We start from the raw sequence: 21,622 nt of genomic DNA, 5'->3' as shown, positions 1-21,622 counted from the left end.
CAGCCTACTCCCGGCCTCTCCCCTCCTCGAATCGAGCGGGCTCAAACCTCCGAGTCCGCTTTGACGGGCACCGCGATGGACTCCGTGAGCGCCTGCTCGTACCGGCGCTGTCGGCGCCGCAGCCACAGCCCGCCGACGATGAGCAGCGCGAGGATGACGTAGGCGACTGCGGAGAACGGCTGCGCGATGAGCGTCGTCAGGTCGCCCTGGCTGAGCTGCAGCGCGCGCCGCAGCTGCTCCTCGCCCATCGGCCCGAGGATCATGCCCACCACCAGCGGCGCCACCGGGAACCCGTACCGCCGCAGGAAGTAGCCGAGGACGCCGATGATCAGCAGGATCAGGATGTCGACGACCGCGAAGTTCAGCGCGTACGCGCCGAAGGCGGCGAACAGGAGGATGCCCGCGTACAGGTACGGCCGCGGGATCTGCAGGAGCTTCACCCACATGCCCACGAGCGGCAGGTTCAGCACGAGCAGGATCACGTTGCCGATGTAGAGGCTCGCCACCAGTGCCCAGACGAGGTCAGCCTGTCCGGTGAACAGCTGCGGCCCGGGCTGCAGACCGTACGTCTGGAACGCGGTGAGGATGATCGCGGCCGTCGCCGTCGTCGGAAGTCCCAGCGTCAGCAGCGGCACGAGCACGCCCGCGGCCGCCGCGTTGTTCGCCGACTCCGGGCCCGCGACGCCTTCGATGGCCCCGCGGCCGAACTCGTCCTTGCGGCGCGAGAGCTTGCGCTCGGTGGCGTAGGACAGGAAGGTCGCCACGTCCGCACCGCCGGCCGGGATCGTGCCGATCGGGAAGCCGATGGCGGTGCCGCGGAGCCACGGCTTCCATGAGCGGCGCCAGTCGTCCTTCGTCATCCAGCTGCGCCACCCGCGCGACACGGGGATCACGTCGATCGCGCCGTGCCGCAGCCGGGCCGCGACGTACAGCGTCTCGCCGACCGCGAAGAGCCCCACCGCCACGAGCACCACGTCGATGCCGTCCGCCAGGGGCAGCAGGCCGAGCGTGTACCGCTGCTGGCCCGAGAGCCAGTCCGTGCCGACCAGGCCGAGGAACAAGCCGACGCCGAGCGACAGCAGGCCGCGCGGCACGGAGGACCCCATCAGCGCACCGACGGTGACGAAGGCTACGACGATGAGAGCCACGTAGTCGGCGGGCCCGAGGTTCACGGCGAACTGCGCGAGCACCGGTGCGAGCAGCGTCAGGCCTACGGTGGCGAGGGTCCCCGCGACGAACGACCCGAGCGCCGCGGTGGCCAGCGCCGCCGCGCCCCGCCCGAGCTTGGCCATCTTGTTGCCCTCGATCGCCGTCACGATCGACGACGACTCCCCCGGGGTGTTCAGCAGGATGCTCGTGGTCGACCCGCCGTACATGCCGCCGTAGTAGATCCCCGCGAACGTGATGAGCGCTGCGGCCGGTTCCAACGTGTAGGTGAGGGGAAGGAGCAGGGCGACGGTCATCGCCGGCCCGATCCCGGGGAGCACTCCAACGGCGGTGCCGATCAGCACGCCGAAGAAGGCGAACACGAGGTACTGGGGCTGCAGCGCGGTCGCGAACCCCTCGAGGAGCAGACTCCAGCTGTCCATCAGAACATCCTTCCCAGCCAACCGAGCGCCGGTCCCCAGGGGAGCGACAGCCCGAGCAGACCGCCGAACACGACCTGGACGACCAGCGCGAGGATGCTGCCGATGAGGAGCGCCATCCACCAGCGGCGGGCGCCGAGCGCCCACGCGACGCCGCCGAACAGCAGAGCCGCCGCCGGGGCCCAGCCGAGCGGCTCGATGAGGAGCAGATGAGCGACCACGAGCGCCACGATCTTCACGAGCGTGAGCCAGTCGGTCGGCAGGCTCTGATCGACGTCCTCCCCCTCCTCGGGCACACCGCGGTGGCCGCGGAGGATGCTCACCACGACGGCGAGAGACGAGCCCAGAAGCAGCACCGAGACGAACAGCGGGAAGACCGTCGGCCCGACCTGGCCGCCCGCGGGCACGTGGATGGTGAACACACCGGCGAACGCGAACACGCCGAGGGCCACCATGAGCAGGGCGAAGACGAGCTCCCCCCGCGGCAGGGACGCGACGAGACGTGCGGACCGACGGGCGTCGGTCCGCACCTCCTCGCCGGGTCCGGAAGACCCGGTCGTCATCTCAGCCGACCAGCCCGATGTTCTGCAGCGTCGTGGTGACCTCGGCGATGTTGCCGTCGAGGAATTCGTCGAACTCCGCGCCGGTGAGGAACGCGTCCGCCCACCCTCGCGTCTCCAGCTCGTCCTTCCACGCGTCGGACGCCTCCAGCTCGGTGACGAGGCGCTCGAGTTCCGAGCGCTCGGCGTCGCTGATCCCACCCGGAGCGATCACGCCGCGCCAGTTGGTGAGCACGACGTCGTACCCGGACTCGGTGATCGTGTCGACGTCCGGCAGCTGCGTGACCGGCTCCTCCGACGAGACGGCGAGGGCCTTCATGGTGCCGGCCTCGATATGCTGCAGGAACTCGCCCACGCCGGAGATGCCGGCCGAGACCTTGCCTCCGAGGATCAGCGAGGTGGCCTCGCCGCCGCCCGAGTTGGGCGTGTAGTTCAGCTTCTCGGCGATCTCGGCGCCGTCGAGTCCCGCCTCCTCGAGCAGCAGCCCGGCGAGGATGTGATCGGCTCCCCCGGCGGAGCCGCCCGTGATCGTGACCTCCTGGCCCTTGTCCACGACATCCTCGACGAGGTCCTCCAGCGTGTCGTACTCCGAGTCCGCGGGGACGACCACGACGAGGGGCTCGTCCGTGAGTCGGGCGATCGGGGTCATGTCCTCGATGCGGACGGCGGAGGCGTTGGTCTCCACCGCGCCCACCATCACGAGGCCCATGACCATGAGGGTCGCCGGATCCTTCTCGTTGGCGAGCTGCGCGAGACCCACCGTGCCTCCCGCGCCGCCGACGTTGGTGACGGGCGCCGAACCGACGATGTCCTCCTGCGTGAGCAGCTGCGAGAGGGCGCGGCCGGTCTGGTCCCAGCCGCCGCCCGGGTCGGCGGGGACGACGATGTTGACGTCGGTGATGGCGGCCGCGTCGTCGCCGCCGTCGGAGCCGGCCGTTCCGCCGTCGGCGGTCGAGCACGAGGTGAGGACGAGGGCGGTCGCGGCGACTGCCGCGGCGAGGGTCCCGATGCGGGCGTGATTCATGGCGCTCCTCCTTGAGCGTTCGAGTGCAATCCGTCCACTGTCGAGGCGCCGATGCACCCGCTCAAGCTTCGGAAACCATTGGTCGCGTTCCGTAACTATTGGTCGCGAACAGCTCCGGCGCCGGCTCGCGGCCCGTCCACCCACCCGGGAGAATGGATCCGTGGCCTCGAAGATGACGCTCCGTGTGCAGCTGCTCGCGCTGCAGGCGCTGATCGTGTTCCTGGTGACCCTCGGCACCGGCATCGCCGCCGGAGCGTTCCAGGAGAACGCGCTTCGCGAGGCCTACAAGGACCGCATGCAGGCGGTCGCCCAGTCCGTCGCCGCTCTCCCCGTCGTCCTCGATGCGTTCGACGACGAGGACCCGGCCGCTGCCATCCAGCCGGTCGCCGAGGTCATCCGCGAGGCCTCCGACCTCGCGTACGTCGTGGTCGCCAACGACGAGGGCATCCGGTACTCGCATCCGAACACCGACCGCATCGGCGAGCGGGTGTCCACCGACCCGTCGATCCCGCTCGGCGGCGAGATCTTCGTCGGCACGCAGACCGGCACGCTCGGGACCTCGTGGCGGGTGAAGGTGCCCATCCGCGACGAGGACGGTGCCGTCATCGGCACGGCCTCCGTCGGCATCCTGGAGTCCGAGCTGAACGAGGAGTTCACCAGCAACCTCGTGGGTCTCATCTCCGCCATGCTCGTGGCAGCGGTCCTCGGGGTCTTCGGGGCCGCGTGGGTGACGTCCTTCATCCGGCGACGCATCTACCGGCTCGAGCCGCACCAGATCGCGGCGCTGGTCAAGAACCAGGAGACGACCCTGCACGGGCTCAGCGAAGGCGTCGTCACCGTGGACGGCGCCGGTCGGATCACCCTGGTCAACGACGCGGCTGCGAGGTTCCTCGGCCGCGATGCCGCCGATCTCGACGGCGCTCCCGCGGACGAGGTCCTCGGGGAGGAGCTCGCCACCGTGCTCCGGGAAGGGGAGGCCGCGGGCCGCCCCGTCATCGTCGGCTCGCATGTGCTCGTCGCCCGCAGCACCGCCTCCGGAGACGGATCCGCCGACGTGGGGGCGACGCTCCTGCTCCGCGACCACACCGAGCTGCACGACGTCGTCCGCCGAGTCGAGGCGGCCGACGCGATCATCGCCTTCCGGGAGCGGTACGGGTTGCCGAAGGGCTTGAGTGCGGAGACCCTGGAACGGGTCTCCGCCGCCCTCGCCGCCCGACCGGATGCCTCAGCGACCGAGATCGGGGACGACCTCGCCATCTCCCGCGTCAGCGCCCGTCGCTATCTCGAGCACCTCGCCGCCACGGGCCAGGCCGTGCGGTCCCTGGACTACTCGACCAAGGGGCGCCCCGGAGCGCGCTATCGGGTCACCGATCCCCGCTGAACGACGAAGCCCGCCACCCCGAGAGGGGCGGCGGGCTTCGTGGGAGAGCGGTCCTTACTCGGACTTCTTCTCGACAGCGTCCTCGGCGGCGGCCTCAGCGGCCTCGCCCTCGGCCTGCGACTTGGCGCCGGCCTCGGCAGCCGTGTCGTCGGCAGCGGTCTCGTCCGCGGGAGCCTCGACGGCCTCCTCAGCGGGAGCCTCCTCGGCAGCGGGCTTCTCGTCCTTCGGAGCCGCGGCGGCCTTCTTGGTCGACTTCGCCTTCGGGGTGACGGGCTCGAGGACGAGCTCGATCACGGCCATGGGAGCGTTGTCGCCCTTGCGGTTGCCGACCTTGGTGATGCGCGTGTAGCCACCCTCGCGGTCCGCGACGAGCGGAGCGATCTCGTTGAACAGGACGTGCACGACTTCCTTGTCACCGATGACCGACAGCACGCGACGGCGGGCGTGCAGGTCCCCGCGCTTGGCGAAGGTGATGAGGCGCTCGGCGAGCGGACGCAGGCGCTTGGCCTTCGTCTCGGTCGTCTTGATCGACTTGTGGGTGTACAGCGCAGCCGCGAGGTTGGCAAGCAGCAGGCGCTCGTGGGCGGGGCCGCCTCCGAGGCGGGGACCCTTGGTGGGCTTGGGCATAATCGTCTAACTCCTGGTCAGAAAGGGTCGGGTATCAGAAGGACTCGTCTTCGCTGCCGCCGTAGAAGTGGGCGCCGTCGAAACCGGGCACCGAATCCTTGAGCGACAGACCGAGCGAGATGAGCTTGTCGCGCACCTCGTCGACCGACTTCTGGCCGAAATTGCGGATGTTCATGAGCTGCGTCTCCGACAGGGCGACGAGCTCAGAAACGGTGTTGATGCCCTCACGCTTCAGGCAGTTGTACGAGCGGACCGACAGGTCGAGGTCCTCGATCGGCATCGACAGCTCGCTGGAGTTCACAGCCTCCACCGGCGCCGGGCCGATCTCGATGCCCTCGGCCTCGACGTTCAGCTCGCGGGCGAGACCGAACAGCTCGGTGAGCGTCTTGGCGGCCGAGGCGACGGCGTCGCGCGGGCTGATCGCCGACTTGGTCTCGACGTCGAGGATGAGCTTGTCGAAGTCGGTACGCTCACCGGCACGGGTGGCGTCGACGCGGTAGCTGACCTTGAGCACGGGCGAGTAGATCGAGTCGATCGGGATCTGACCGGCCTCGGCGTACTCGTTGCGGTTCTGCGTCGCGGAGACGTAGCCACGGCCGCGCTCGATGGTGAGCTCGAGCTCGAACTTGGCGGTGTCGTTGAGCGTCGCGATGACGAGCTCGGGGTTGTGCACCTCGACACCGGCCGGAGCCGAGATGTCGGCGGCGGTCACTTCACCGGCACCGGTCTTGCGGAGGTACGCGGTGATGGGCTCGTCGCGCTCGCTGGAGACGACCAGCTGCTTGATGTTGAGGATGATCTCGGTGACATCCTCCTTCACGCCGGGGATCGTGCTGAACTCGTGCAGCACACCGTCGATGCGGACGCTGGTGACAGCGGCGCCGGGGATCGACGACAGCAGGCTGCGACGCAGCGCGTTGCCGATCGTGTAGCCGAAGCCGGGCTCCAGAGGCTCGATGATGAACCGGCTCCGGTTCTCGACGATCTTTTCCTCGGTCAGTGTGGGACGCTGTGCAATAAGCACTCTGTGTTCCTTTCGATCACATGCCCGCTATATGACATGTGGTGGGGTGAGGTCTTGAGTTGTGGAAGTCGATGCCCCACGCGGGGCGCCGAGCCGCTCGACCCGAAGGACGAGCGGCTCGGCACACGCATCAGACGCGGCGGCGCTTCGGCGGACGGCAGCCGTTGTGCGCCTGCGGGGTGACGTCCTGGATCGAACCCACCTCGAGGCCGGCGGCCTGCAGCGAGCGGATCGCGGTCTCGCGGCCGGAGCCCGGACCCTTCACGAGGACGTCGACCTTCTTCACGCCGTGCTCAGCGGCCTGGCGGGCAGCGGACTCCGCTGCCATGCCTGCGGCGTAGGGGGTCGACTTGCGGGAGCCCTTGAAGCCCACGCCACCCGACGAAGCCCAGGCGATGACGGCGCCGGACGGGTCGGTGATCGAAACGATGGTGTTGTTGAACGTCGACTTGATGTGGGCCTGGCCCAGCGCGATGTTCTTCTTCTCCTTGCGGCGCGGCTTGCGCGCGGCGGCCTTGGGTGCAGCCATGAAAGTGTTCTCCTAGTCCCTGGCCGCTGCTTAGCGGGCCTTCTTCTTGCCGGCGACGGTGCGCTTCGGGCCCTTGCGGGTACGGGCGTTGGTCTTGGTGCGCTGACCGCGGACCGGAAGGCCACGACGGTGGCGGAGGCCCTCGTAGGAGCCGATCTCGACCTTGCGGCGGATGTCTGCGGCGACCTCGCGGCGCAGGTCACCCTCCACCTTGTAGTTGCCTTCGATGTAGTCGCGGAGGGCGATGAGCTGGTCATCGCTGAGGTCCTTGACGCGGATGCTCTCGTCGATGTCGGTCGCCTTGAGGATCTCGACCGAGCGGGTACGGCCGACGCCGTAGATGTAGGTAAGGGCGATCACCACGCGCTTGTCGCGCGGGATGTCAACGCCGGCAAGACGTGCCATGCGGTTCTCCTGGGTGTTGTGGAGGTGTGGAGCAGGATCGGTGCCCGGGCCTCCGCCCCGAGGTGTCCCCCGCTTCCGCGGGTTCTGATCCTGCCGTTTCGTATTGAGTTATGAGATTGCGAGAGCGGCGCTCACGCAGCGGGGGCTCAGCCCTGGCGCTGCTTGTGGCGCGGGTTGCTCTTGCAGATCACCATCACGCGGCCGTGGCGGCGGATCACCTTGCAGTGGTCGCAGATCGGCTTGACGCTGGGGTTGACCTTCATGATGTTTCCTGTTCGCTGTCTTCGTGCTGCCCGATGTCCGACCTCCGAGACCTGGGTCCCTGAGCCCGTCGAAGGGCAGCCGTTACTTCTCGACCGATCAGCGGTAGCGGTAGACGATGCGGCCGCGGGTCAGGTCGTAGGGGCTGAGCTCCACGACCACACGGTCCTCGGGGATGATACGGATGTAGTTCTGCCGCATCTTTCCGGAGATCGTTGCCAGGACCTTGTGTCCGTTGCTGAGCTCAACGCGGAACATCGCGTTGGGAAGAGCCTCGGAGATCACGCCCTCGATCTCGATGACACCGTCTTTCTTAGCCATAGCCTCGCTGACGCTTCTGCAGATCGGTCGATCTGCGGTGGGTGGGTGGTGTGCGGTACCGGGCCGGATCGGACACGCCGAACGCATGGCACAAGGCACCAAAGATCTATGTTATCCGACGACGCCCCATCCGGCAACTTGGCCGAATGGGGCGTCGAGCGGGTGAGCGGGTCTCAGCCGAGCAGGTCGGTGAACCGCTTCATGTCTTCCTGGTTCTGGAGGTCGAGCCGCTCGCCGTCGATCTCGACGGTCGGCGTGCCCTGGATGTCGTTGGCCTTCGCCTGCGCGGCACCGAACTTGCGGTACGTCTCGTCCGTGATGCAGGACACGACGTCGTCGCCCGCGCCGATCTGGGTGGCGAACTCGGCGAGCTGTTCGTTCGTGAGGCCGGGGGTGTTCTCCGCCGGCTGGTTCTCGAACAGGACCTTCGCGTAGTCGAAGTAGAGGTCGGAGTCCGACTCGGCGACGCAGAACGCGGCACCGGCCGAACGGGAGGAGAACTCGGTGCCCTGCGAGAAGCGGTCCAGGATCGCGATGGGGTGCTGCTCGAGGGTGATCTCGCCGCTCTGCGCCTTGGCCTCGAGGGCGGCACCGAACTGGTCCTCGAAGGACTTGCAGACCGGGCACTGGAAGTCGAGGAAGACCGACACCGTCGTGTCGCCGTCACCCATGGAGATGGAGCCGGCCTCGGCGTCGAAGTTCTCGTTAGCGGTCGGGGTGGCGCCGGGAGAGGTCGCCTGGTTGTTGAGGAACACCACGAGTCCGCCGAGGGCCACCAGGACCACGACGACGGCGATGGAGACGCCGATCGCGAACCAGTTGGTGTTGCTCTTCGCCGCTGCCATTACTTTCCGATCTCTCGAGGCTCGACCCCGAACGGGGCGAGTCCGGCTCTTCCACCATCGGGCGCGGTGAGCACCCAGATGCCCCCATCATGCAGGGCGACGCTATGTTCCCAATGTGAGCCGTCAGTGCCGTCGACCGTCGTGACGGTCCAGTCGTCATCCTCCACGAACGTCGCCTCGCCGCCGGCGGTGACCATGGGCTCGATGGCGAGCACGAGCCCGGGCTTCACGTCCGCGCCGCGGTCGGGCGTCCGGTAGTTGAAGACGCTGGGGGCCTCGTGCATCTTCCGCCCGATGCCGTGTCCGACGTACTCGCGGAGGATCCCGTAGGGCTCACCGCTCACTGCGGACGGCCCCTGCGCTTCGATGTAGTCCTGGATGGCGGCGCCGATCTCGTCGATCGACGAGGCCGTGGCCATCGCGGCGATCCCCGCCCACATGGACCCCTCGGTCACGCGGGAGAGCTCCTCGCGGCGCGCGACGAGCTCGGGGCGCTCGGGATCGGGGACGACGACCGTGATCGCACTGTCACCGTTCCAGCCCTCGAACTGGGCGCCGCAGTCCACCGAGACGATGTCGCCGGGCTGGAGGACCCGCTCCCCCGGGATGCCGTGCACGACCTGCTCGTTGACCGAGACGCAGATCGTGTGGTGGTACCCCTTGACGAGCTGGAAGTTCGACTCCGCCCCCCGCTGCAGGATGGCGCGGTTCGCGGCGGCGTCGAGCTCGATCGTCTTCACCCCCGGCTTGATGAGGGCCCGGACGCCATCGAGGGCTTCGGCGGTGATGAGGCCGGGTTCGACCATGGCTCGCAGCTGAGCCGGGGTCTTGTAGATCGAGCGCCGGAACATCTCAGACGGCGGACGTGGTGGAACGCAGCCCACGAGCGGCCAGGGCGGCGGAGATGCGCTCCGTGATCTCCTCGAGGGAGCCCACACCGTCGATGCGGTCGACGATGCCGCGGCTGCTGTAGACCTCGATGATCGGCGCCGTCTCCTTCTCGTAGATGTCGAGTCGGTGCGCGATGGCCTCGTCCGTGTCGTCGGAACGCCCCTGCTCGGCGGCCCGGAGCGCGAGGCGGGCGATGCTCTCCTCGCGCGGGACGTCGAGGAGGATCACCGCGTCCAGCGCCTCGCCGCGTCCTTCGAGGAACGCGTCCAGGTGCGCGACCTGAGCGGTGTTGCGGGGGTAGCCGTCGAGGAGGAAGCCGTTCTGCGCGTCGTCCTGGCTCAGCCGGTCGCGCACGATCTCGCTCGTCAGCTCGTCCGGCACGAGGTCGCCCTTGTCGAGGATCGCCGTGACCTGCTGCCCGAGAGCCGTCCCCTCCTTGATGTTCGCGCGGAAGATGTCGCCGGTCGAGACGACGGGGATCCCGTAGGACTCGGCGATGCGCACACCCTGCGTGCCCTTGCCGGAACCCTGGGGGCCGACGATGAGCAAACGGGCAGTGGGTCGGTGAGCCTGTCGAACCGTCATCGGAGAAGTCCTTCGTAGTGTCGCTGCTGCAGCTGGGCATCGATCTGCTTGACCGTCTCGAGACCCACGCCGACGATGATGAGGATCGACGCGCCACCGAACGGGAAGTTCTGGTTGGCGCCGACCGTGGCGAGGGCGATCAACGGGATGAGGGCGATCAGACCCAGGTAGAGGGAACCGGGGAGCGTGATGCGGGTGAGCACGTAGTCCAGGTACTCCGCGGTCGGACGGCCGGCCCGGATCCCGGGGATGAAGCCGCCGTACTTCTTCATGTTGTCGGCGACCTCGACCGGGTTGAACGTGATCGCGACGTAGAAGTAGGTGAACCCGATGATCAGCAGGAAGTACGCCGCCATGTAGATCGGGCTGTTGCCGGTGGTGAAGTTCGCGCTGATCCAGCTGACCCACGCGGGCGGCGTGGAGCCGTCCTGCGGGGTGTTGAACTGCGCGATGAGCGCCGGGATGTACAGCAGCGACGAGGCGAAGATGACCGGGATCACGCCCGCCATGTTGACCTTGATCGGGATGTACGTGTTCGTCCCGCCGTACGTGCGGCGGCCCACCATGCGCTTCGCGTACTGCACGGGAATGCGCCGCTGCGACTGCTCGACGAAGACCACGAGCCCCATCACGATGATGCCGACGAGCAGCACGAGGAGGAACACCTCGAAGCCGCGGGTCTGCCAGATGATCGACATCGCGCCGGGGAAGGTCGCAGCGATCGAGGTGAAGATCAGCAGAGACATGCCGTTGCCGATGCCCCGCTCGGTGACGAGCTCGGCGAACCACATGATCAGACCGGTGCCGGCCGTCATCGCCATGATGATGAGCACCTGCGCCCACCACACGTCGTTCGTGAGGAGCTGCGTGCACGCCCCGATGTCGGTCGTGCCGAAGAGCTGGCCTGTACGGGCCACAGTGACGAGTGTCGTCGACTGCAGGAGCGCGAGGGCGATCGTGAGGTACCGCGTGTACTGGGTCAGCTTGGCCTGTCCGGCCTGGCCTTCCTTGTGCAGGGCCTCGAAGTGCGGGATGACGACGCGCAGGAGCTGCGTGATGATCGTCGCGGTGATGTACGGCATGACGCCGAGCGCGAAGATCGACAGCTGCAGCAGAGCGCCGCCGGAGAAGAGGTTGACGAGTCCGAGCAGGCCCTCGGTGCCGGCGTTGGCAGCGAGACACTGCTCGACGTTCGGGAAGTTGACGAACGGCGCAGGGACGTTCGAGCCCAGACGGTAGATCGCGATGATCGCGAGAGTGAAACCGATCTTCCGACGCAGGTCGGGCGTGCGGAAGATCCGCGCGATGGCGCTAAACAAGAACGTTCCTCCTGAAAAGGTGGCCGAACCCTCGAGGGGCGGCTGAAACACCAGGGTAACCCACTCCGAGGTCCGGGGAATGCGAGCGGTCGGCTTCTCCCCCGCCGAACCAGAAGAGGGGCCGGAGAATCTCCGACCCCTCTTCCGCAGTGGTTACTTGACGGATCCGCCCGCAGCCACGATCTTCTGCTCGGCAGAACCCGAGACCTTATCGACCGCGACGGTGAGCTTCACGGCGATGTCGCCGCCTCCGAGAACCTTGACCTTCTCGTTCTTGCGAACCGCACCCTTGGCGACCAGGTCGCTCACGGTGACGTCGCCACCCTGGGGGTAGAGCTCCGCGAGCTTCTCCAGGTTCACGACCTGGTACTCGACGCGGAACGGGTTCTTGAAGCCGCGCAGCTTCGGCGTGCGCATGTGCAGCGGCATCTGGCCACCCTCGAAGCCGACGCGCACGGTGTTGCGGGCCTTGGTGCCCTTCGTGCCGCGACCGGCCGTCTTGCCCTTCGAGCCCTCACCGCGACCGACACGGGTCTTCGCGGTGTTGGAGCCGGGGACGGGACGCAGGTGGTGGACCTTCAGCACACCGGGGCGGGACGCCGGGGCGTCCTTCTTCGGCGCAGCCTTGGCGGAGCCGTCGGCCTTGGCGTCGGCGGCAGCGGTCTTGGCCGGTGCCTTCTTCGCGGCGGGCTTCTTGGCGGCGTCGGCCTTGGGAGCCGCCGCCTTCTTGGTGGCCTTCTCGGCCTCGACGGCCTCGTTCTTCTCAGCCATTAGTCGATCTCCTCAACCTTGACGAGGTGGGCGACGGTCTTGACGTAGCCGCGCGTCTGCGCGTCGTCGGGGCGGACGGTGGTGTCACCGATCCGCTTGAGACCGAGGCTGCGCAGCGTGTCGCGCTGGTTCTGCTTCTCGCTCACCTTGGACTTGATCTGCGTGACCTTGAGTCGCGCGGCCATCAGGCACCTACCTTCTGTGCGGCGATGGCCTCGGCCTCGGCGCGGACGAGCCGGGCCGGGGCGACCTGGTCGAACTCGAGACCACGACGTGCGGCGACGGCGCGGGGCTCCTCGAGCTCCTTCAGGGCGGTGACCGTCGCGTGCACGATGTTGATCGTGTTCGACGAGCCGAGCGACTTGGACAGCACGTCGTGGATGCCGGCGCACTCGAGCACGGCGCGGACCGGACCACCGGCGATGACACCGGTACCGGCGGCGGCGGGGCGCAGGAGCACCACACCGGCGGCCGACTCACCCTGCACGGGGTGCGGGATGGTGCTGCCGACGCGCGGGACGCGGAAGAAGTTGCGCTTCGCCTCTTCGACACCCTTCGAGATCGCCAGGGGGACCTCACGGGCCTTGCCGTAGCCGACGCCCACCAGACCGTTGCCGTCGCCGACGACCACGAGAGCGGTGAAGCTGAAGCGACGACCACCCTTCACGACCTTCGAGACGCGGTTGATGGTGACGACGCGCTCCAGGAACTGGTTGTCGCCGCGGTCGCGCGAGTTGCGGTCGCGGCCGCCCTGGTTGCGGTCACGTCCGCCGCGGCGGCCGTCCCGCTGGTCGCGAGTGGGCTCAGCCTGCGCGGTGCCGGCGGCCGTCTCGGAAGTGGCAGCAGCCGCTTCGGTCACTTCGTTCTCCTTGTTGTCACTCACAGTGCCAGACCCCCTTCACGGGCGCCGTCGGCGATGGCGGCGACACGACCCGCGTAGCGGTTGCCGCCACGGTCGAACACTGCCTCGGAAACGCCTGCGGCCTTCGCACGCTCGGCGAGGAGCTCGCCGACCTTGCGGGCCTTGGCGGTCTTGTCGCCATCCAGCGAACGCAGGTCGGTCTCGAGCGTCGAGGCCGAGGCGACCGTGTGGCCCTTGCTGTCGTCGACGAGCTGCACGAAGACGTGACGCGCCGAACGGTTGACGACGAGGCGCGGACGCACCTCGGTGCCCACGATCTTCTTGCGAAGACGGGCGTGACGACGCGCGCGGGCGTCGGACTTCGACTTCACAGCCATGGTTACTTACCAGCCTTTCCGGCCTTGCGACGCACGACCTCGCCGGCGTAGCGCACACCCTTGCCCTTGTACGGCTCGGGCTTGCGGATCTTGCGGATGTTCGCAGCCGCCTCGCCGACGGCCTGCTTGTCGATCCCGCTGACGGTGAGCTTGTTCGTGCCCTCGACCGTGAGCGTGATGCCGGCGGGCGGGTCGACCAGGACCGGGTGCGAGAAGCCGAGGGCGAACTCGACCGAGTTGCCCTTCTGCTGCACGCGGTAACCGGTGCCGACGACCTCGAGACCCTTGGTGTAGCCCTGGGTCACGCCGATGATGTTGTTGTTGATGAGCGTGCGGGTCAGGCCGTGAAGCGACCGGGACTCGCGCTCGTCGTCGGGGCGGGTGACGAGAACCTGGTTCTCCTCGACCGACACCTCGATGGGGCTGGCCACCGTGAGGGTGAGCTCACCCTTGGGGCCCTTCACCGCGACCTCACGGCCGTCGACCGAAACGGTCACGCCCGCGGGAACGTCGATGGGAAGTCGTCCAATACGCGACATTTCGGATTACCACACGTAGGCGAGAACTTCTCCGCCCACGCCCTTCTGCTCAGCCTGGCGGTCCGTGAGGAGACCGGAGGAGGTGGACAGGATGGCCACGCCGAGGCCGCCGAGGACCGTGGGGATCTCGGTCGACTTCGCGTACACGCGGAGGCCGGGCTTCGACACGCGCTTGATGCCCGCGATCGAGCGCTCGCGGTTCGGGCCGTACTTCAGCGTCAGCGTGAGGTTCTTGCCCACGCGCGCGTCGGAGGTCTCCCAACCGGCGATGTAGCCCTCCTGCTGGAGGATCTCTGCGATGTGCGTCTTGAGCTTGCTCGACGGCAGCGTCACGGTGTCGTGGTGCGCCGAGTTCGCGTTGCGCAGACGGGTCAGCATGTCTGCGACCGGGTCTGTCATTGTCATTGTTGTCTACTTTCGTTCATGAGGTTCCGGCTGCCGTTACACGACAGACGGCCTGCGATGAGCACGCAATCTTCAATTGTACGTGCACATCGACGGGCTCAGTGACACGAGACCACTGAGCCCGTCGAAGGGTCACGCCTGGGCGTCGTCCGCGCGGAACGGGAAGCCGAGGTGACGGAGCAGTGCCCGGCCCTCGTCGTCCGTCTTCGCCGAGGTCACGACGGTGATGTCGAAACCACGGACGCGGTCGATCTTGTCCTGATCGATCTCGTGGAACACGCTCTGCTCCTGGAGACCGAAGGTGTAGTTGCCGTTGCCGTCGAACTGCTTGGCCGACAGACCGCGGAAGTCGCGGATGCGGGGCAGCGCGAGCGAGACCAGGCGGTCCACGAACTCCCACGCACGGTCGCCTCGGAGGGTGACGTGCGCACCGATGGCCTGGCCCTCACGCAGCTTGAACTGCGCGATGGACTTGCGGGCCTTGGTGACGATCGGCTTCTGGCCGGTGATCTTGGTGAGGTCGTCGACCGCACCATCGATCACCTTGCTGTCGCGAGCAGCCTCGCCGACACCGGTGTTCACGACGACCTTGACCAGGCCGGGGATCTGCATGACGTTCTCGTAGCCGAACTCGTCCTGCAGAGCCTTCTTGATCTCGGCGTTGTACTTCGCCTTCAGGCGGGGCTGGATCTTGCCAGCCACCGCAGCGTCGGTCGTTGCCATCAGAGGTCCTTACCGCTCTTCTTCGCGAAGCGCACGCGGACGGTGCGCTTCACGCCGTCCTTGGTCTGCTCCTCGACCCGGTGGCCGACCTTGGTCGGCTTCTTGGTCGAGGGGTCGACGAGTGCGACGTTCGAGATGTGGATGGGCGCCTCGACGGTCTCGAGGCCACCCGTCTTCGTGCCACGCTGCGTCTGACCGACGCGCGTGTGCTTGGTGACGTAGTTGACGCCTTCGACGACGACACGGTTCTGCTCGACGAGGACGTCGAGGACCTTGCCCTGCTTGCCGCGGTCGCCACCACGCTCGGGCTTGGCGCCCGAGATGACCTGAACCAGGTCGCCCTTCTTGATCTTCGCCATGATCAGATGACCTCCGGTGCCAGCGAGACGATCTTCATGAACTTCTTGTCGCGAAGCTCACGGCCGACCGGCCCGAAGATACGGGTGCCGCGGGGCTCCCCGTCGTTCTTCAGGATGACGGCGGCGTTCTCGTCGAACTTGATGTAGGAGCCGTCGGGACGACGGGTCTCCTTCTTGGTGCGGACGATGACCGCCTTGACGACGTCGCCCTTCTTGACGTTGCCACCGGGGATCGCGTCCTTGACGGTCGCGACGATGGTGTCGCCCAGACCGGCGTACCGGCGGCGCGAGCCACCGAGGACGCGGATCGTGAGCAGCTCCTTGGCGCCGGTGTTGTCGGCGACCTTGAGACGGGACTCCTGCTGAATCACTTGGCCTTCTCCAGAATCTCCACCAGACGCCAGCGCTTGGTGGCGCTCAGCGGGCGGGTCTCGTTGATCAGGACCAGGTCGCCGATGCCGGCGGAGTTCGCCTCATCGTGCGCCTTGACCTTCGACGTGCGGCGGATGACCTTGCCGTAAAGCGGGTGCTTCACGCGGTCCTCGACCTCGACGACGATCGTCTTGTCCATCTTGTCGCTGACGACATAGCCACGACGGGCCTTGCGGTACCCGCGGGCGTCGGCGTCGCGCACGTCGTGAGCGGCGTGCTCAGCCTCGACGGCGGCTTCCTTCTTGGTGGCCATCACTCAGCCTCTTCCTTCGGGGCGTCCTCGGCGGCGTCCGCCTTCTTCGCCTTCGACTTGGTCGCCTTCTTCGCGGGAGCCTCGACCGGAGCGGGCGTCGCACGGATGCCCAGCTCGCGCTCGCGGATCACCGTGTAGAGGCGCGCGATGTCGCGCTTGACGGCGCGGATGCGGCCGTGGCTCTCCAGCTGGCCGGTGGCCGACTGGAAACGGAGGGTGAACAGTTCCTCCTTGGCCTTGCGCAGCTCCTCAACGAGGCGCTGGTCTTCGAACGTGTCGAGCTCTGCCGGAGCGAGCTCCTTGGTGCCGATCGCCATTACGCGTCGCCCTCCTCGCGCTTGATGATGCGTGCCTTGAGCGGCAGCTTGTGGATTGCACGGGTCAGTGCCTCGCGAGCGAGCTGCTCGTCGACACCCGCGACCTCGAAGAGGACGCGGCCCGGCTTGACGTTGGCGACCCACCACTCGGGGGAACCCTTACCGGAACCCATGCGGGTCTCGGCAGGCTTCTTCGTGAGCGGACGGTCCGGGTAGATGTTGATCCACACCTTGCCGCCACGCTTGATGTGACGGGTCATCGCGATACGAGCGGACTCGATCTGACGGTTCGTCACGTACGCGGGGGTGAGGGCCTGGATGCCGAACTCGCCGAAGGAGACCTTCGTGCCGCCGGTGGCCTGACCCGAGCGCCCCGGGTGGTGCTGCTTGCGGTACTTGACCTTACGGGGGATGAGCATTATGCCGAAGCTCCTTCTGCAACAGGTGCCTCGTTGCGCGGGGCACGGCGGCGGTCACCACGGTCGTCACGGCGCGACTTCGGCGCGTTGGCCTGCTCGCGCGCGAGCTCCTTGGCGGTGAGGTCGCCCTTGTAGATCCACACCTTCACGCCGATGCGGCCGAAGGTGGTCTTGGCCTCGTAGAAGCCGTAGTCGATGTTCGCGCGCAGCGTGTGCAGCGGCACACGACCCTCGCGGTAGAACTCCGACCGGCTCATCTCGGCGCCGCCGAGACGGCCCGAGACCTGGATGCGGATGCCCTTGGCGCCGGCGCGCTGCGCGCCCTGCAGACCCTTGCGCATCGCGCGGCGGAACGCCACACGAGCCGAGAGCTGCTCGGCGATGCCCTGGGCGACCAGCTGGGCGTCGGCCTCGGGGTTCTTGACCTCGAGGATGTTCAGCTGGATCTGCTTGCCCGTGAGCTTCTCGAGGTCGCCGCGGATGCGCTCGGCCTCTGCACCACGACGACCGATCACGATGCCCGGGCGGGCGGTGTGGATGTCGACGCGGACGCGGTCACGGGTGCGCTCGATCTCGATGTTCGAGACGCCGGCACGGTCGAGCTGCGTCTGCAGCAGGCGACGGATCTTGATGTCCTCGGCCACGTAGTCGGCGTAACGCTGACCCGGCTTCGTCGAGTCGGAGAACCAGCGCGACACGTGGTCCGTGGTGATGCCGAGGCGGAAGCCGTACGGGTTGACCTTCTGTCCCATTACTTGCTCGCCTTCTTGTTGCTGTCGCCGGCCGCAGCAGGAGCCGCCTCCGGCGTCGAGAGCACGACCGTGATGTGGCTCGTGCGCTTCTTGATCTGGAAAGCGCGACCCTGTGCACGGGGCTGGAAACGCTTGAGCGTCGTGCCCTCGTCCACGTACGCGTTCTTCACGTACAGGTCCTGCTCGTCGAGGTACTCGCCGTCACGATCCGCCTTGACCTGCGCGTTGGCCATGGCCGACGCGACAAGCTTGTAGATCGGCTCACTGGCGGACTGCTGAGCGAACTTCAGGATCGCCAGAGCCTCCTGGGCCTGCTTGCCCTTGATGAGCGCGACGACACGACGAGCCTTCTGAGGGGTCACGCGGATGTGTCGCACGCGTGCGATGGACTCCACCATTTCTCTCTCCTCTATCGCCACCGCGTCAGCGGCGGCGGCCCTTCTTGTCGTCCTTCTCGTGGCCGCGGAAGGTGCGGGTGGGCGCGAACTCGCCCAGCTTGTGACCGACCATGGTCTCGGAGACAAACACGGGGATGTGCTTGCGACCGTCGTGGACCGCGATCGTGTGACCCAGCATGGCCGGGATGATCATGGACCGGCGGGACCAGGTCTTGATGACGTTCTTCGTGCCGGCTTCGTTCTGCACGACCACCTTGCGAAGCAGGTGCTCGTCGACGAAGGGGCCCTTCTTGAGACTGCGAGGCATCTTCTCTTACTCCTACTTGCGCTTCTTGCCGGCGTTGCGACGACGCACGATGTACTTGTCGCTTTCCTTGTTGGCGTGGCGGGTGCGGCCCTCGGCCTGACCCCACGGGGAGACGGGGTGACGTCCACCGGACGTCTTGCCCTCACCACCACCGTGCGGGTGGTCGACCGGGTTCATCGCGACACCGCGGACGGTCGGGCGGACGCCCTTCCAGCGCATGCGGCCGGCCTTGCCCCAGTTGATGTTCGACTGCTCGGCGTTGCCGACCTCGCCGATGGTCGCGCGGCAGCGCGCATCGACGTTGCGGATCTCACCGGAGGGCAGACGCAGCTGGGCGTAGGGGCCGTCCTTGGCGACGAGGCGGACCGACGCACCGGCCGAGCGCGCCATCTTCGCGCCGCCGCCGGGGCGGAGCTCGATGGCGTGGATGACGGTACCCGTGGGGATGTTCTTCAGCGGGAGGTTGTTTCCCGGCTTGATGTCCGCCGCGGGGCCGGACTCGACGATGTCGCCCTGCTTCAGCTTCGCCGGCGCGAGGATGTAGCGCTTCTCGCCGTCGAAGTAGTGCAGCAGCGCGATGCGCGCGGTGCGGTTGGGGTCGTACTCGATGTGAGCGACCTTGGCGTTCACGCCGTCCTTGTCATTGCGACGGAAGTCGATGACGCGGTACTGGCGCTTGTGGCCACCACCGATGTGACGGGTCGTGATGCGGCCCTGGTTGTTGCGACCACCGGTCTTCGAGATCGGGCGCAGCAGCGACTTCTCCGGCGTCGATCGGGTGATCTCGGCGAAGTCAGCCACCGACGAGCCGCGACGGCCCGGGGTCGTGGGCTTGTACTTGCGAATAGCCATGATTGTCCTTATCCCCCGGATCAGCCGATTGCCGTGAAGATGTCGATGGTGCCCGACTTCAGGCTCACGATGGCGCGCTTGGTGTCCTTGCGCTTACCGGTGCCGAAGCGGGTGCGACGGGCCTTGCCGACGCGGTTGATCGTGTTGACGGACGCGACCTTGACGCCGAAGATCTTCTCGATGGCGAGCTTGATCTCGGTCTTCGAAGCGCGCGGGTCGACGAGGAAGGTGTACTTGCCCTCGTCGATCAGGCCGTAGCTCTTCTCGGACACGACCGGCTTCAGGATGATGTCGCGCGGGTCCTTGTTCAGGGCCGTCTGGAGAACAGATGCCTGCTCGCTCATGCGGAGACCTCCTGGTTGGCGCCGGACTTGGAGGCGATGAAGCCCTCGAGCGCGGCCTGGGTGAAGACGATGTCGTCGGAGACGAGCACGTCGTAGGCGTTGAGCTGGTCGAACGTCAGCACGTGGACGTGGCCGAGGTTGCGGATGCTCTTGAGCGCGAGCTCGTCGCCGCGCTCGATGACCACGAGGACGTTCTTCGACGTGGCGACCTGGGCGAGGAAGCCCGCGGCGGCCTTGGTCGACGGCGCGCCGTCGGTGCCGAAGGTGTCGATCGCGTGCAGACGGTCACCGCGGAAGCGGTCGCTGAGCGCGCCCAGGAGGGCGGCAGCGATCATCTTCTTGGGGGTGCGCTGCGAGTAGTCGCGCGGCTTCGGGCCGTGCACGATGCCACCGCCGGTCATGTGCGGCGCGCGGATCGAGCCCTGACGGGCGTTACCCGTGCCCTTCTGCTTGAAGGGCTTGCGGCCGGCGCCCGAGACCTCGCCACGACGCTTGGTCGAGTGCGTGCCCTGGCGAGCCGCCGCGAGCTGCGCGACGACGACCTGGTGGATGAGCGGGATGTTCGTCTTGACGTCGAACAGCGCGGCGGGAAGCTCGACGGAGCCTGCCTTCTTGCCGTCTGCCTTGAGGACGTCGAGCGCGAGAGTGGAGTCAGCCATGATCAGGCACCCTTCACTGCGTTGCGGACGTAGACGATGCGGCCGCGAGCACCGGGGACGGCGCCCTTGACGAGCATGAGTCCCTTCTCGATGTCGATGGCGTGCACCGTGAGGTTGAGGACGGTCACGCGCTCGCCACCCATACGGCCGGCCATGCGCATGCCCTTGAATACGCGGCTCGGGGTCGACGATGCGCCGATGGAGCCGGGCTTGCGGTGGTTGCGGTGTGCACCGTGCGATGCCGAGACGCCCTTGAAGTTGTGGCGCTTCATGACACCGGCGGTGCCCTTGCCCTTGCTCGTGCCGACGACGTCGACGAGCTGGCCGGCCTCGAACGTGCCGTCCACCGTGAGCTCCTGGCCCAGGGTGTAGTCGGCGGCGTCGGCCGTGCGGACCTCGGTCACGTGACGACGCGGCGTGACGCCGGCAGCCTCGAAGTGAGCCGAGAGGGGCTTGTTCACCTTGCGGGGGTCGATCTGACCGTACGCGATCTGCACGGCGTTGTAGCCGTCCTTCTCGGGGGTACGGATCTGGGTGACCACGTTCGGCGCGAGCTCGATGACGGTGACGGGAACGAGCTTGCCGTTCTCGTTCCAGACCTGGGTCATGCCGAGCTTGGTGCCGAGCATGCCCTTGGAAACCTTGGAGTTGATGTCAACCATGGCGGACCTCAGAGCTTGATCTCGATGTTGACGTCGGCCGGAAGGTCGAGACGCATCAGCGAGTCGACAGCCTTGGGCGTCGGGTCGACGATGTCGATCAGGCGCTTGTGGGTGCGCATCTCGAAGTGCTCGCGGCTGTCCTTGTACTTGTGGGGCGACCGGATGACGCACACGACGTTCTTCTCGGTCGGAAGGGGCACGGGTCCGACGACGGTCGCGCCCGCACGGGTCACGGTGTCGACGATCTTGCGTGCGGACGTGTCGATGACCTCGTGGTCATACGACTTCAGGCGAATGCGGATCTTCTGTCCCGCCATTGTCTGCTCTCTCTCTTTAAGCGTCTTACCGTCCGAGACCGGGTGGCCTTGGGGCATTGGACGCACGTCGGCGCTGTTCGCGCCTCGGCACTCGTCTTCTCCGGCTCTCGACCTCGCGGTCAGGGAGCCTGTCGAAGAGGCTGCACCACTGTTCTGCTGTCAGCCGCACACCCGAAGGTGACGGATGCCCGACGCCCGCCGCGCACGGCAGTGCCCTCGATGATGAAGGTGTCGGGATTGTGTTCTGCTGCCCGCGGCCTAGAACCCTGCAGCCTCCCGGAGGAGGCGCCGTCTATGCACTGCCCTGGCAGTGATCCGGCGCACGCACAGCGGCGACGGAATATCGAACCTGTCTATTCTGCCACGACGGATTTCACTTCTGCAAACCCGGGCGTGTCGCGCTCACCGGACTCCCAGTGAACGCCTCTTCCCGGGCGCCTCAGCCCGCGGAGGAGCGCGGGGCGAGGCATCCCCATGCCTCGCCCCGCTTGGGGAGGGCGTCCGGTGCGAGGGGGC

34 protein-coding genes are annotated in these 21,622 nt (G+C 67.4%); 1 reads left to right on the top strand and 33 read right to left on the bottom strand.

Annotation, left to right across the window (positions count from 1 at the left end):
* Positions 1 to 41: 41 nt before the first annotated feature.
* The 3 genes from KVS71_RS14100 to KVS71_RS14090 are packed head-to-tail and all read right to left on the bottom strand — an operon-like array spanning position 42 to position 3,170.
* Positions 42 to 1,589, bottom strand: a complete 1,548-nt coding sequence (locus tag KVS71_RS14100) for a tripartite tricarboxylate transporter permease (protein WP_025102381.1) — start codon at positions 1,587 to 1,589, stop codon at positions 42 to 44.
* Positions 1,589 to 2,149 (bottom strand): tripartite tricarboxylate transporter TctB family protein, encoded by a 561-nt coding sequence (locus tag KVS71_RS14095; protein ID WP_036292133.1) that lies wholly within the window; start codon positions 2,147 to 2,149, stop codon positions 1,589 to 1,591. Before KVS71_RS14095 ends, KVS71_RS14100 begins: the two co-directional genes overlap by 1 nt.
* A 1-nt stretch (position 2,150) precedes the next feature.
* Positions 2,151 to 3,170 carry a tripartite tricarboxylate transporter substrate binding protein gene (locus KVS71_RS14090; RefSeq protein ID WP_025102383.1) on the bottom strand — a complete coding sequence of 340 codons (1,020 nt, stop codon included), beginning with the start codon at positions 3,168 to 3,170 and terminating at the stop codon, positions 2,151 to 2,153.
* A 160-nt stretch (positions 3,171 to 3,330) separates the two neighbouring features.
* On the opposite strand from KVS71_RS14090, the gene KVS71_RS14085 reads away from it, so the two are divergent.
* Complete coding sequence (locus KVS71_RS14085; RefSeq protein WP_060921248.1) at positions 3,331 to 4,551, top strand: PAS domain-containing protein; 1,221 nt, start codon at positions 3,331 to 3,333, stop codon at positions 4,549 to 4,551.
* 54 nt (positions 4,552 to 4,605) lie between these two features.
* Here the strand turns inward: KVS71_RS14085 and rplQ are convergent, their stop codons facing one another.
* From rplQ to rpsJ, 30 genes are all read right to left on the bottom strand, one after another.
* Positions 4,606 to 5,178: a 50S ribosomal protein L17 gene (rplQ, locus tag KVS71_RS14080; RefSeq protein ID WP_217584836.1), complete on the bottom strand. Its 573-nt coding sequence runs from the start codon at positions 5,176 to 5,178 to the stop codon at positions 4,606 to 4,608.
* 34 nt (positions 5,179 to 5,212) lie between these two features.
* On the bottom strand, positions 5,213 to 6,202 hold the full coding sequence (locus tag KVS71_RS14075) for a DNA-directed RNA polymerase subunit alpha (protein WP_025102386.1): 990 nt from the start codon (positions 6,200 to 6,202) through the stop codon (positions 5,213 to 5,215).
* A 130-nt stretch (positions 6,203 to 6,332) separates the two neighbouring features.
* Entirely contained in the window at positions 6,333 to 6,731 is a 399-nt protein-coding gene (rpsK, locus tag KVS71_RS14070; protein ID WP_017829189.1) for a 30S ribosomal protein S11, read from the bottom strand.
* A 30-nt stretch (positions 6,732 to 6,761) separates the two neighbouring features.
* Complete coding sequence (gene rpsM, locus KVS71_RS14065) at positions 6,762 to 7,136, bottom strand: 30S ribosomal protein S13 (protein WP_025102387.1); 375 nt, start codon at positions 7,134 to 7,136, stop codon at positions 6,762 to 6,764.
* A gap of 146 nt (positions 7,137 to 7,282) precedes the next feature.
* Positions 7,283 to 7,399 (bottom strand): 50S ribosomal protein L36, encoded by a 117-nt coding sequence (rpmJ, locus tag KVS71_RS14060; protein ID WP_005050492.1) that lies wholly within the window; start codon positions 7,397 to 7,399, stop codon positions 7,283 to 7,285.
* 97 nt (positions 7,400 to 7,496) lie between these two features.
* Positions 7,497 to 7,718, bottom strand: a complete 222-nt coding sequence (gene infA, locus KVS71_RS14055; RefSeq protein ID WP_017201569.1) for a translation initiation factor IF-1 — start codon at positions 7,716 to 7,718, stop codon at positions 7,497 to 7,499.
* A 173-nt stretch (positions 7,719 to 7,891) separates the two neighbouring features.
* Positions 7,892 to 8,563, bottom strand: a complete 672-nt coding sequence (locus KVS71_RS14050; RefSeq protein WP_217584835.1) for a thioredoxin domain-containing protein — start codon at positions 8,561 to 8,563, stop codon at positions 7,892 to 7,894.
* Positions 8,563 to 9,414 carry a type I methionyl aminopeptidase gene (gene map / locus KVS71_RS14045; protein WP_217584834.1) on the bottom strand — a complete coding sequence of 284 codons (852 nt, stop codon included), beginning with the start codon at positions 9,412 to 9,414 and terminating at the stop codon, positions 8,563 to 8,565. The genes KVS71_RS14050 and map overlap by 1 nt, the downstream gene beginning before the upstream one ends.
* Before the next feature lies 1 nt (position 9,415).
* Complete coding sequence (locus KVS71_RS14040) at positions 9,416 to 10,039, bottom strand: adenylate kinase (protein WP_029989083.1); 624 nt, start codon at positions 10,037 to 10,039, stop codon at positions 9,416 to 9,418.
* On the bottom strand, positions 10,036 to 11,358 hold the full coding sequence (gene secY / locus KVS71_RS14035; RefSeq protein WP_025102391.1) for a preprotein translocase subunit SecY: 1,323 nt from the start codon (positions 11,356 to 11,358) through the stop codon (positions 10,036 to 10,038). The genes KVS71_RS14040 and secY overlap by 4 nt, the downstream gene beginning before the upstream one ends.
* A gap of 153 nt (positions 11,359 to 11,511) precedes the next feature.
* Complete coding sequence (gene rplO / locus KVS71_RS14030; protein WP_025102392.1) at positions 11,512 to 12,129, bottom strand: 50S ribosomal protein L15; 618 nt, start codon at positions 12,127 to 12,129, stop codon at positions 11,512 to 11,514.
* A complete protein-coding gene (gene rpmD / locus KVS71_RS14025) occupies positions 12,129 to 12,314 on the bottom strand; it encodes a 50S ribosomal protein L30 (RefSeq protein ID WP_017201575.1) in 186 nt (61 codons plus the stop codon). The genes rplO and rpmD overlap by 1 nt, the downstream gene beginning before the upstream one ends.
* Positions 12,314 to 13,012 (bottom strand): 30S ribosomal protein S5, encoded by a 699-nt coding sequence (rpsE, locus tag KVS71_RS14020; RefSeq protein WP_025102393.1) that lies wholly within the window; start codon positions 13,010 to 13,012, stop codon positions 12,314 to 12,316. Before rpsE ends, rpmD begins: the two co-directional genes overlap by 1 nt.
* Positions 13,009 to 13,368, bottom strand: a complete 360-nt coding sequence (gene rplR, locus KVS71_RS14015) for a 50S ribosomal protein L18 (protein ID WP_025102394.1) — start codon at positions 13,366 to 13,368, stop codon at positions 13,009 to 13,011. The genes rpsE and rplR overlap by 4 nt, the downstream gene beginning before the upstream one ends.
* A gap of 2 nt (positions 13,369 to 13,370) precedes the next feature.
* Positions 13,371 to 13,907 carry a 50S ribosomal protein L6 gene (gene rplF, locus KVS71_RS14010; protein ID WP_025102395.1) on the bottom strand — a complete coding sequence of 179 codons (537 nt, stop codon included), beginning with the start codon at positions 13,905 to 13,907 and terminating at the stop codon, positions 13,371 to 13,373.
* Between the two features lie 6 nt (positions 13,908 to 13,913).
* Positions 13,914 to 14,312 carry a 30S ribosomal protein S8 gene (rpsH, locus tag KVS71_RS14005; RefSeq protein WP_025102396.1) on the bottom strand — a complete coding sequence of 133 codons (399 nt, stop codon included), beginning with the start codon at positions 14,310 to 14,312 and terminating at the stop codon, positions 13,914 to 13,916.
* 132 nt (positions 14,313 to 14,444) lie between these two features.
* Positions 14,445 to 15,035, bottom strand: coding sequence for a 50S ribosomal protein L5 (gene rplE / locus KVS71_RS14000; protein ID WP_025102397.1), 591 nt, complete (start codon positions 15,033 to 15,035; stop codon positions 14,445 to 14,447).
* Entirely contained in the window at positions 15,035 to 15,394 is a 360-nt protein-coding gene (rplX, locus tag KVS71_RS13995) for a 50S ribosomal protein L24 (protein ID WP_025102398.1), read from the bottom strand. The genes rplE and rplX overlap by 1 nt, the downstream gene beginning before the upstream one ends.
* A gap of 2 nt (positions 15,395 to 15,396) precedes the next feature.
* Positions 15,397 to 15,765, bottom strand: coding sequence for a 50S ribosomal protein L14 (gene rplN, locus KVS71_RS13990; protein WP_025102399.1), 369 nt, complete (start codon positions 15,763 to 15,765; stop codon positions 15,397 to 15,399).
* On the bottom strand, positions 15,762 to 16,079 hold the full coding sequence (gene rpsQ / locus KVS71_RS13985) for a 30S ribosomal protein S17 (protein ID WP_025102400.1): 318 nt from the start codon (positions 16,077 to 16,079) through the stop codon (positions 15,762 to 15,764). Before rpsQ ends, rplN begins: the two co-directional genes overlap by 4 nt.
* Positions 16,079 to 16,396: a 50S ribosomal protein L29 gene (rpmC, locus tag KVS71_RS13980; RefSeq protein ID WP_217584833.1), complete on the bottom strand. Its 318-nt coding sequence runs from the start codon at positions 16,394 to 16,396 to the stop codon at positions 16,079 to 16,081. The genes rpsQ and rpmC overlap by 1 nt, the downstream gene beginning before the upstream one ends.
* Positions 16,396 to 16,815, bottom strand: coding sequence for a 50S ribosomal protein L16 (rplP, locus tag KVS71_RS13975; RefSeq protein ID WP_025102402.1), 420 nt, complete (start codon positions 16,813 to 16,815; stop codon positions 16,396 to 16,398). The genes rpmC and rplP overlap by 1 nt, the downstream gene beginning before the upstream one ends.
* Positions 16,815 to 17,567, bottom strand: coding sequence for a 30S ribosomal protein S3 (gene rpsC / locus KVS71_RS13970; RefSeq protein WP_025102403.1), 753 nt, complete (start codon positions 17,565 to 17,567; stop codon positions 16,815 to 16,817). Before rpsC ends, rplP begins: the two co-directional genes overlap by 1 nt.
* Positions 17,567 to 17,965, bottom strand: coding sequence for a 50S ribosomal protein L22 (gene rplV, locus KVS71_RS13965; RefSeq protein WP_025102404.1), 399 nt, complete (start codon positions 17,963 to 17,965; stop codon positions 17,567 to 17,569). The genes rpsC and rplV overlap by 1 nt, the downstream gene beginning before the upstream one ends.
* A 25-nt stretch (positions 17,966 to 17,990) precedes the next feature.
* Positions 17,991 to 18,272 (bottom strand): 30S ribosomal protein S19, encoded by a 282-nt coding sequence (rpsS, locus tag KVS71_RS13960; protein WP_017201589.1) that lies wholly within the window; start codon positions 18,270 to 18,272, stop codon positions 17,991 to 17,993.
* 12 nt (positions 18,273 to 18,284) lie between these two features.
* Complete coding sequence (gene rplB, locus KVS71_RS13955; RefSeq protein WP_025102405.1) at positions 18,285 to 19,124, bottom strand: 50S ribosomal protein L2; 840 nt, start codon at positions 19,122 to 19,124, stop codon at positions 18,285 to 18,287.
* Between the two features lie 20 nt (positions 19,125 to 19,144).
* Entirely contained in the window at positions 19,145 to 19,468 is a 324-nt protein-coding gene (gene rplW, locus KVS71_RS13950) for a 50S ribosomal protein L23 (RefSeq protein ID WP_025102406.1), read from the bottom strand.
* The gene (rplD, locus tag KVS71_RS13945; RefSeq protein WP_025102407.1) at positions 19,465 to 20,127 is read right to left on the bottom strand and encodes a 50S ribosomal protein L4; all 663 of its coding nucleotides are present in this window, start codon (positions 20,125 to 20,127) and stop codon (positions 19,465 to 19,467) included. Before rplD ends, rplW begins: the two co-directional genes overlap by 4 nt.
* Before the next feature lie 2 nt (positions 20,128 to 20,129).
* Positions 20,130 to 20,789 (bottom strand): 50S ribosomal protein L3, encoded by a 660-nt coding sequence (gene rplC / locus KVS71_RS13940; protein ID WP_025102408.1) that lies wholly within the window; start codon positions 20,787 to 20,789, stop codon positions 20,130 to 20,132.
* Positions 20,790 to 20,797: 8 nt separating this feature from the next.
* Positions 20,798 to 21,106: a 30S ribosomal protein S10 gene (gene rpsJ, locus KVS71_RS13935; protein WP_017201594.1), complete on the bottom strand. Its 309-nt coding sequence runs from the start codon at positions 21,104 to 21,106 to the stop codon at positions 20,798 to 20,800.
* Between the last annotated feature and the right edge of the window lie 516 nt (positions 21,107 to 21,622).

It is taken from the genome of Microbacterium sp. GbtcB4 (assembly GCF_019091465.1).
Classification (GTDB): Bacteria; Actinomycetota; Actinomycetes; order Actinomycetales; family Microbacteriaceae; genus Microbacterium; species Microbacterium paraoxydans.
The sequence above is the reverse complement of the archived record's forward strand: the minus strand, read 5'-3'. Positions and strand labels throughout refer to the sequence as shown.

Coding starts and splice junctions, on each gene's coding strand:
- KVS71_RS14100 (WP_025102381.1), bottom strand. CDS start 1,589: ATGGACAGCTGGAGTCTGCTCCTCGAGGGGTTCGCGACCGCGCTGCAG.
- KVS71_RS14095 (WP_036292133.1), bottom strand. CDS start 2,149: ATGACGACCGGGTCTTCCGGACCCGGCGAGGAGGTGCGGACCGACGCC.
- KVS71_RS14090 (WP_025102383.1), bottom strand. CDS start 3,170: ATGAATCACGCCCGCATCGGGACCCTCGCCGCGGCAGTCGCCGCGACC.
- rplQ (WP_217584836.1), bottom strand. CDS start 5,178: ATGCCCAAGCCCACCAAGGGTCCCCGCCTCGGAGGCGGCCCCGCCCAC.
- rpsK (WP_017829189.1), bottom strand. CDS start 6,731: ATGGCTGCACCCAAGGCCGCCGCGCGCAAGCCGCGCCGCAAGGAGAAG.
- rpsM (WP_025102387.1), bottom strand. CDS start 7,136: ATGGCACGTCTTGCCGGCGTTGACATCCCGCGCGACAAGCGCGTGGTG.
- rpmJ (WP_005050492.1), bottom strand. CDS start 7,399: ATGAAGGTCAACCCCAGCGTCAAGCCGATCTGCGACCACTGCAAGGTG.
- infA (WP_017201569.1), bottom strand. CDS start 7,718: ATGGCTAAGAAAGACGGTGTCATCGAGATCGAGGGCGTGATCTCCGAG.
- KVS71_RS14050 (WP_217584835.1), bottom strand. CDS start 8,563: ATGGCAGCGGCGAAGAGCAACACCAACTGGTTCGCGATCGGCGTCTCC.
- map (WP_217584834.1), bottom strand. CDS start 9,414: ATGTTCCGGCGCTCGATCTACAAGACCCCGGCTCAGCTGCGAGCCATG.
- KVS71_RS14040 (WP_029989083.1), bottom strand. CDS start 10,039: ATGACGGTTCGACAGGCTCACCGACCCACTGCCCGTTTGCTCATCGTC.
- rplO (WP_025102392.1), bottom strand. CDS start 12,129: ATGGCTGAGAAGAACGAGGCCGTCGAGGCCGAGAAGGCCACCAAGAAG.
- rpmD (WP_017201575.1), bottom strand. CDS start 12,314: ATGGCCGCGCGACTCAAGGTCACGCAGATCAAGTCCAAGGTGAGCGAG.
- rplR (WP_025102394.1), bottom strand. CDS start 13,368: ATGGCTGTGAAGTCGAAGTCCGACGCCCGCGCGCGTCGTCACGCCCGT.
- rplF (WP_025102395.1), bottom strand. CDS start 13,907: ATGTCGCGTATTGGACGACTTCCCATCGACGTTCCCGCGGGCGTGACC.
- rpsH (WP_025102396.1), bottom strand. CDS start 14,312: ATGACAATGACAGACCCGGTCGCAGACATGCTGACCCGTCTGCGCAAC.
- rplE (WP_025102397.1), bottom strand. CDS start 15,035: ATGGCAACGACCGACGCTGCGGTGGCTGGCAAGATCCAGCCCCGCCTG.
- rplX (WP_025102398.1), bottom strand. CDS start 15,394: ATGGCGAAGATCAAGAAGGGCGACCTGGTTCAGGTCATCTCGGGCGCC.
- rpsQ (WP_025102400.1), bottom strand. CDS start 16,079: ATGGCCACCAAGAAGGAAGCCGCCGTCGAGGCTGAGCACGCCGCTCAC.
- rpmC (WP_217584833.1), bottom strand. CDS start 16,396: ATGGCGATCGGCACCAAGGAGCTCGCTCCGGCAGAGCTCGACACGTTC.
- rplP (WP_025102402.1), bottom strand. CDS start 16,815: ATGCTCATCCCCCGTAAGGTCAAGTACCGCAAGCAGCACCACCCGGGG.
- rpsC (WP_025102403.1), bottom strand. CDS start 17,567: ATGGGACAGAAGGTCAACCCGTACGGCTTCCGCCTCGGCATCACCACG.
- rplV (WP_025102404.1), bottom strand. CDS start 17,965: ATGGTGGAGTCCATCGCACGCGTGCGACACATCCGCGTGACCCCTCAG.
- rpsS (WP_017201589.1), bottom strand. CDS start 18,272: ATGCCTCGCAGTCTCAAGAAGGGCCCCTTCGTCGACGAGCACCTGCTT.
- rplB (WP_025102405.1), bottom strand. CDS start 19,124: ATGGCTATTCGCAAGTACAAGCCCACGACCCCGGGCCGTCGCGGCTCG.
- rplW (WP_025102406.1), bottom strand. CDS start 19,468: ATGAGCGAGCAGGCATCTGTTCTCCAGACGGCCCTGAACAAGGACCCG.
- rplD (WP_025102407.1), bottom strand. CDS start 20,127: ATGGCTGACTCCACTCTCGCGCTCGACGTCCTCAAGGCAGACGGCAAG.
- rplC (WP_025102408.1), bottom strand. CDS start 20,789: ATGGTTGACATCAACTCCAAGGTTTCCAAGGGCATGCTCGGCACCAAG.
- rpsJ (WP_017201594.1), bottom strand. CDS start 21,106: ATGGCGGGACAGAAGATCCGCATTCGCCTGAAGTCGTATGACCACGAG.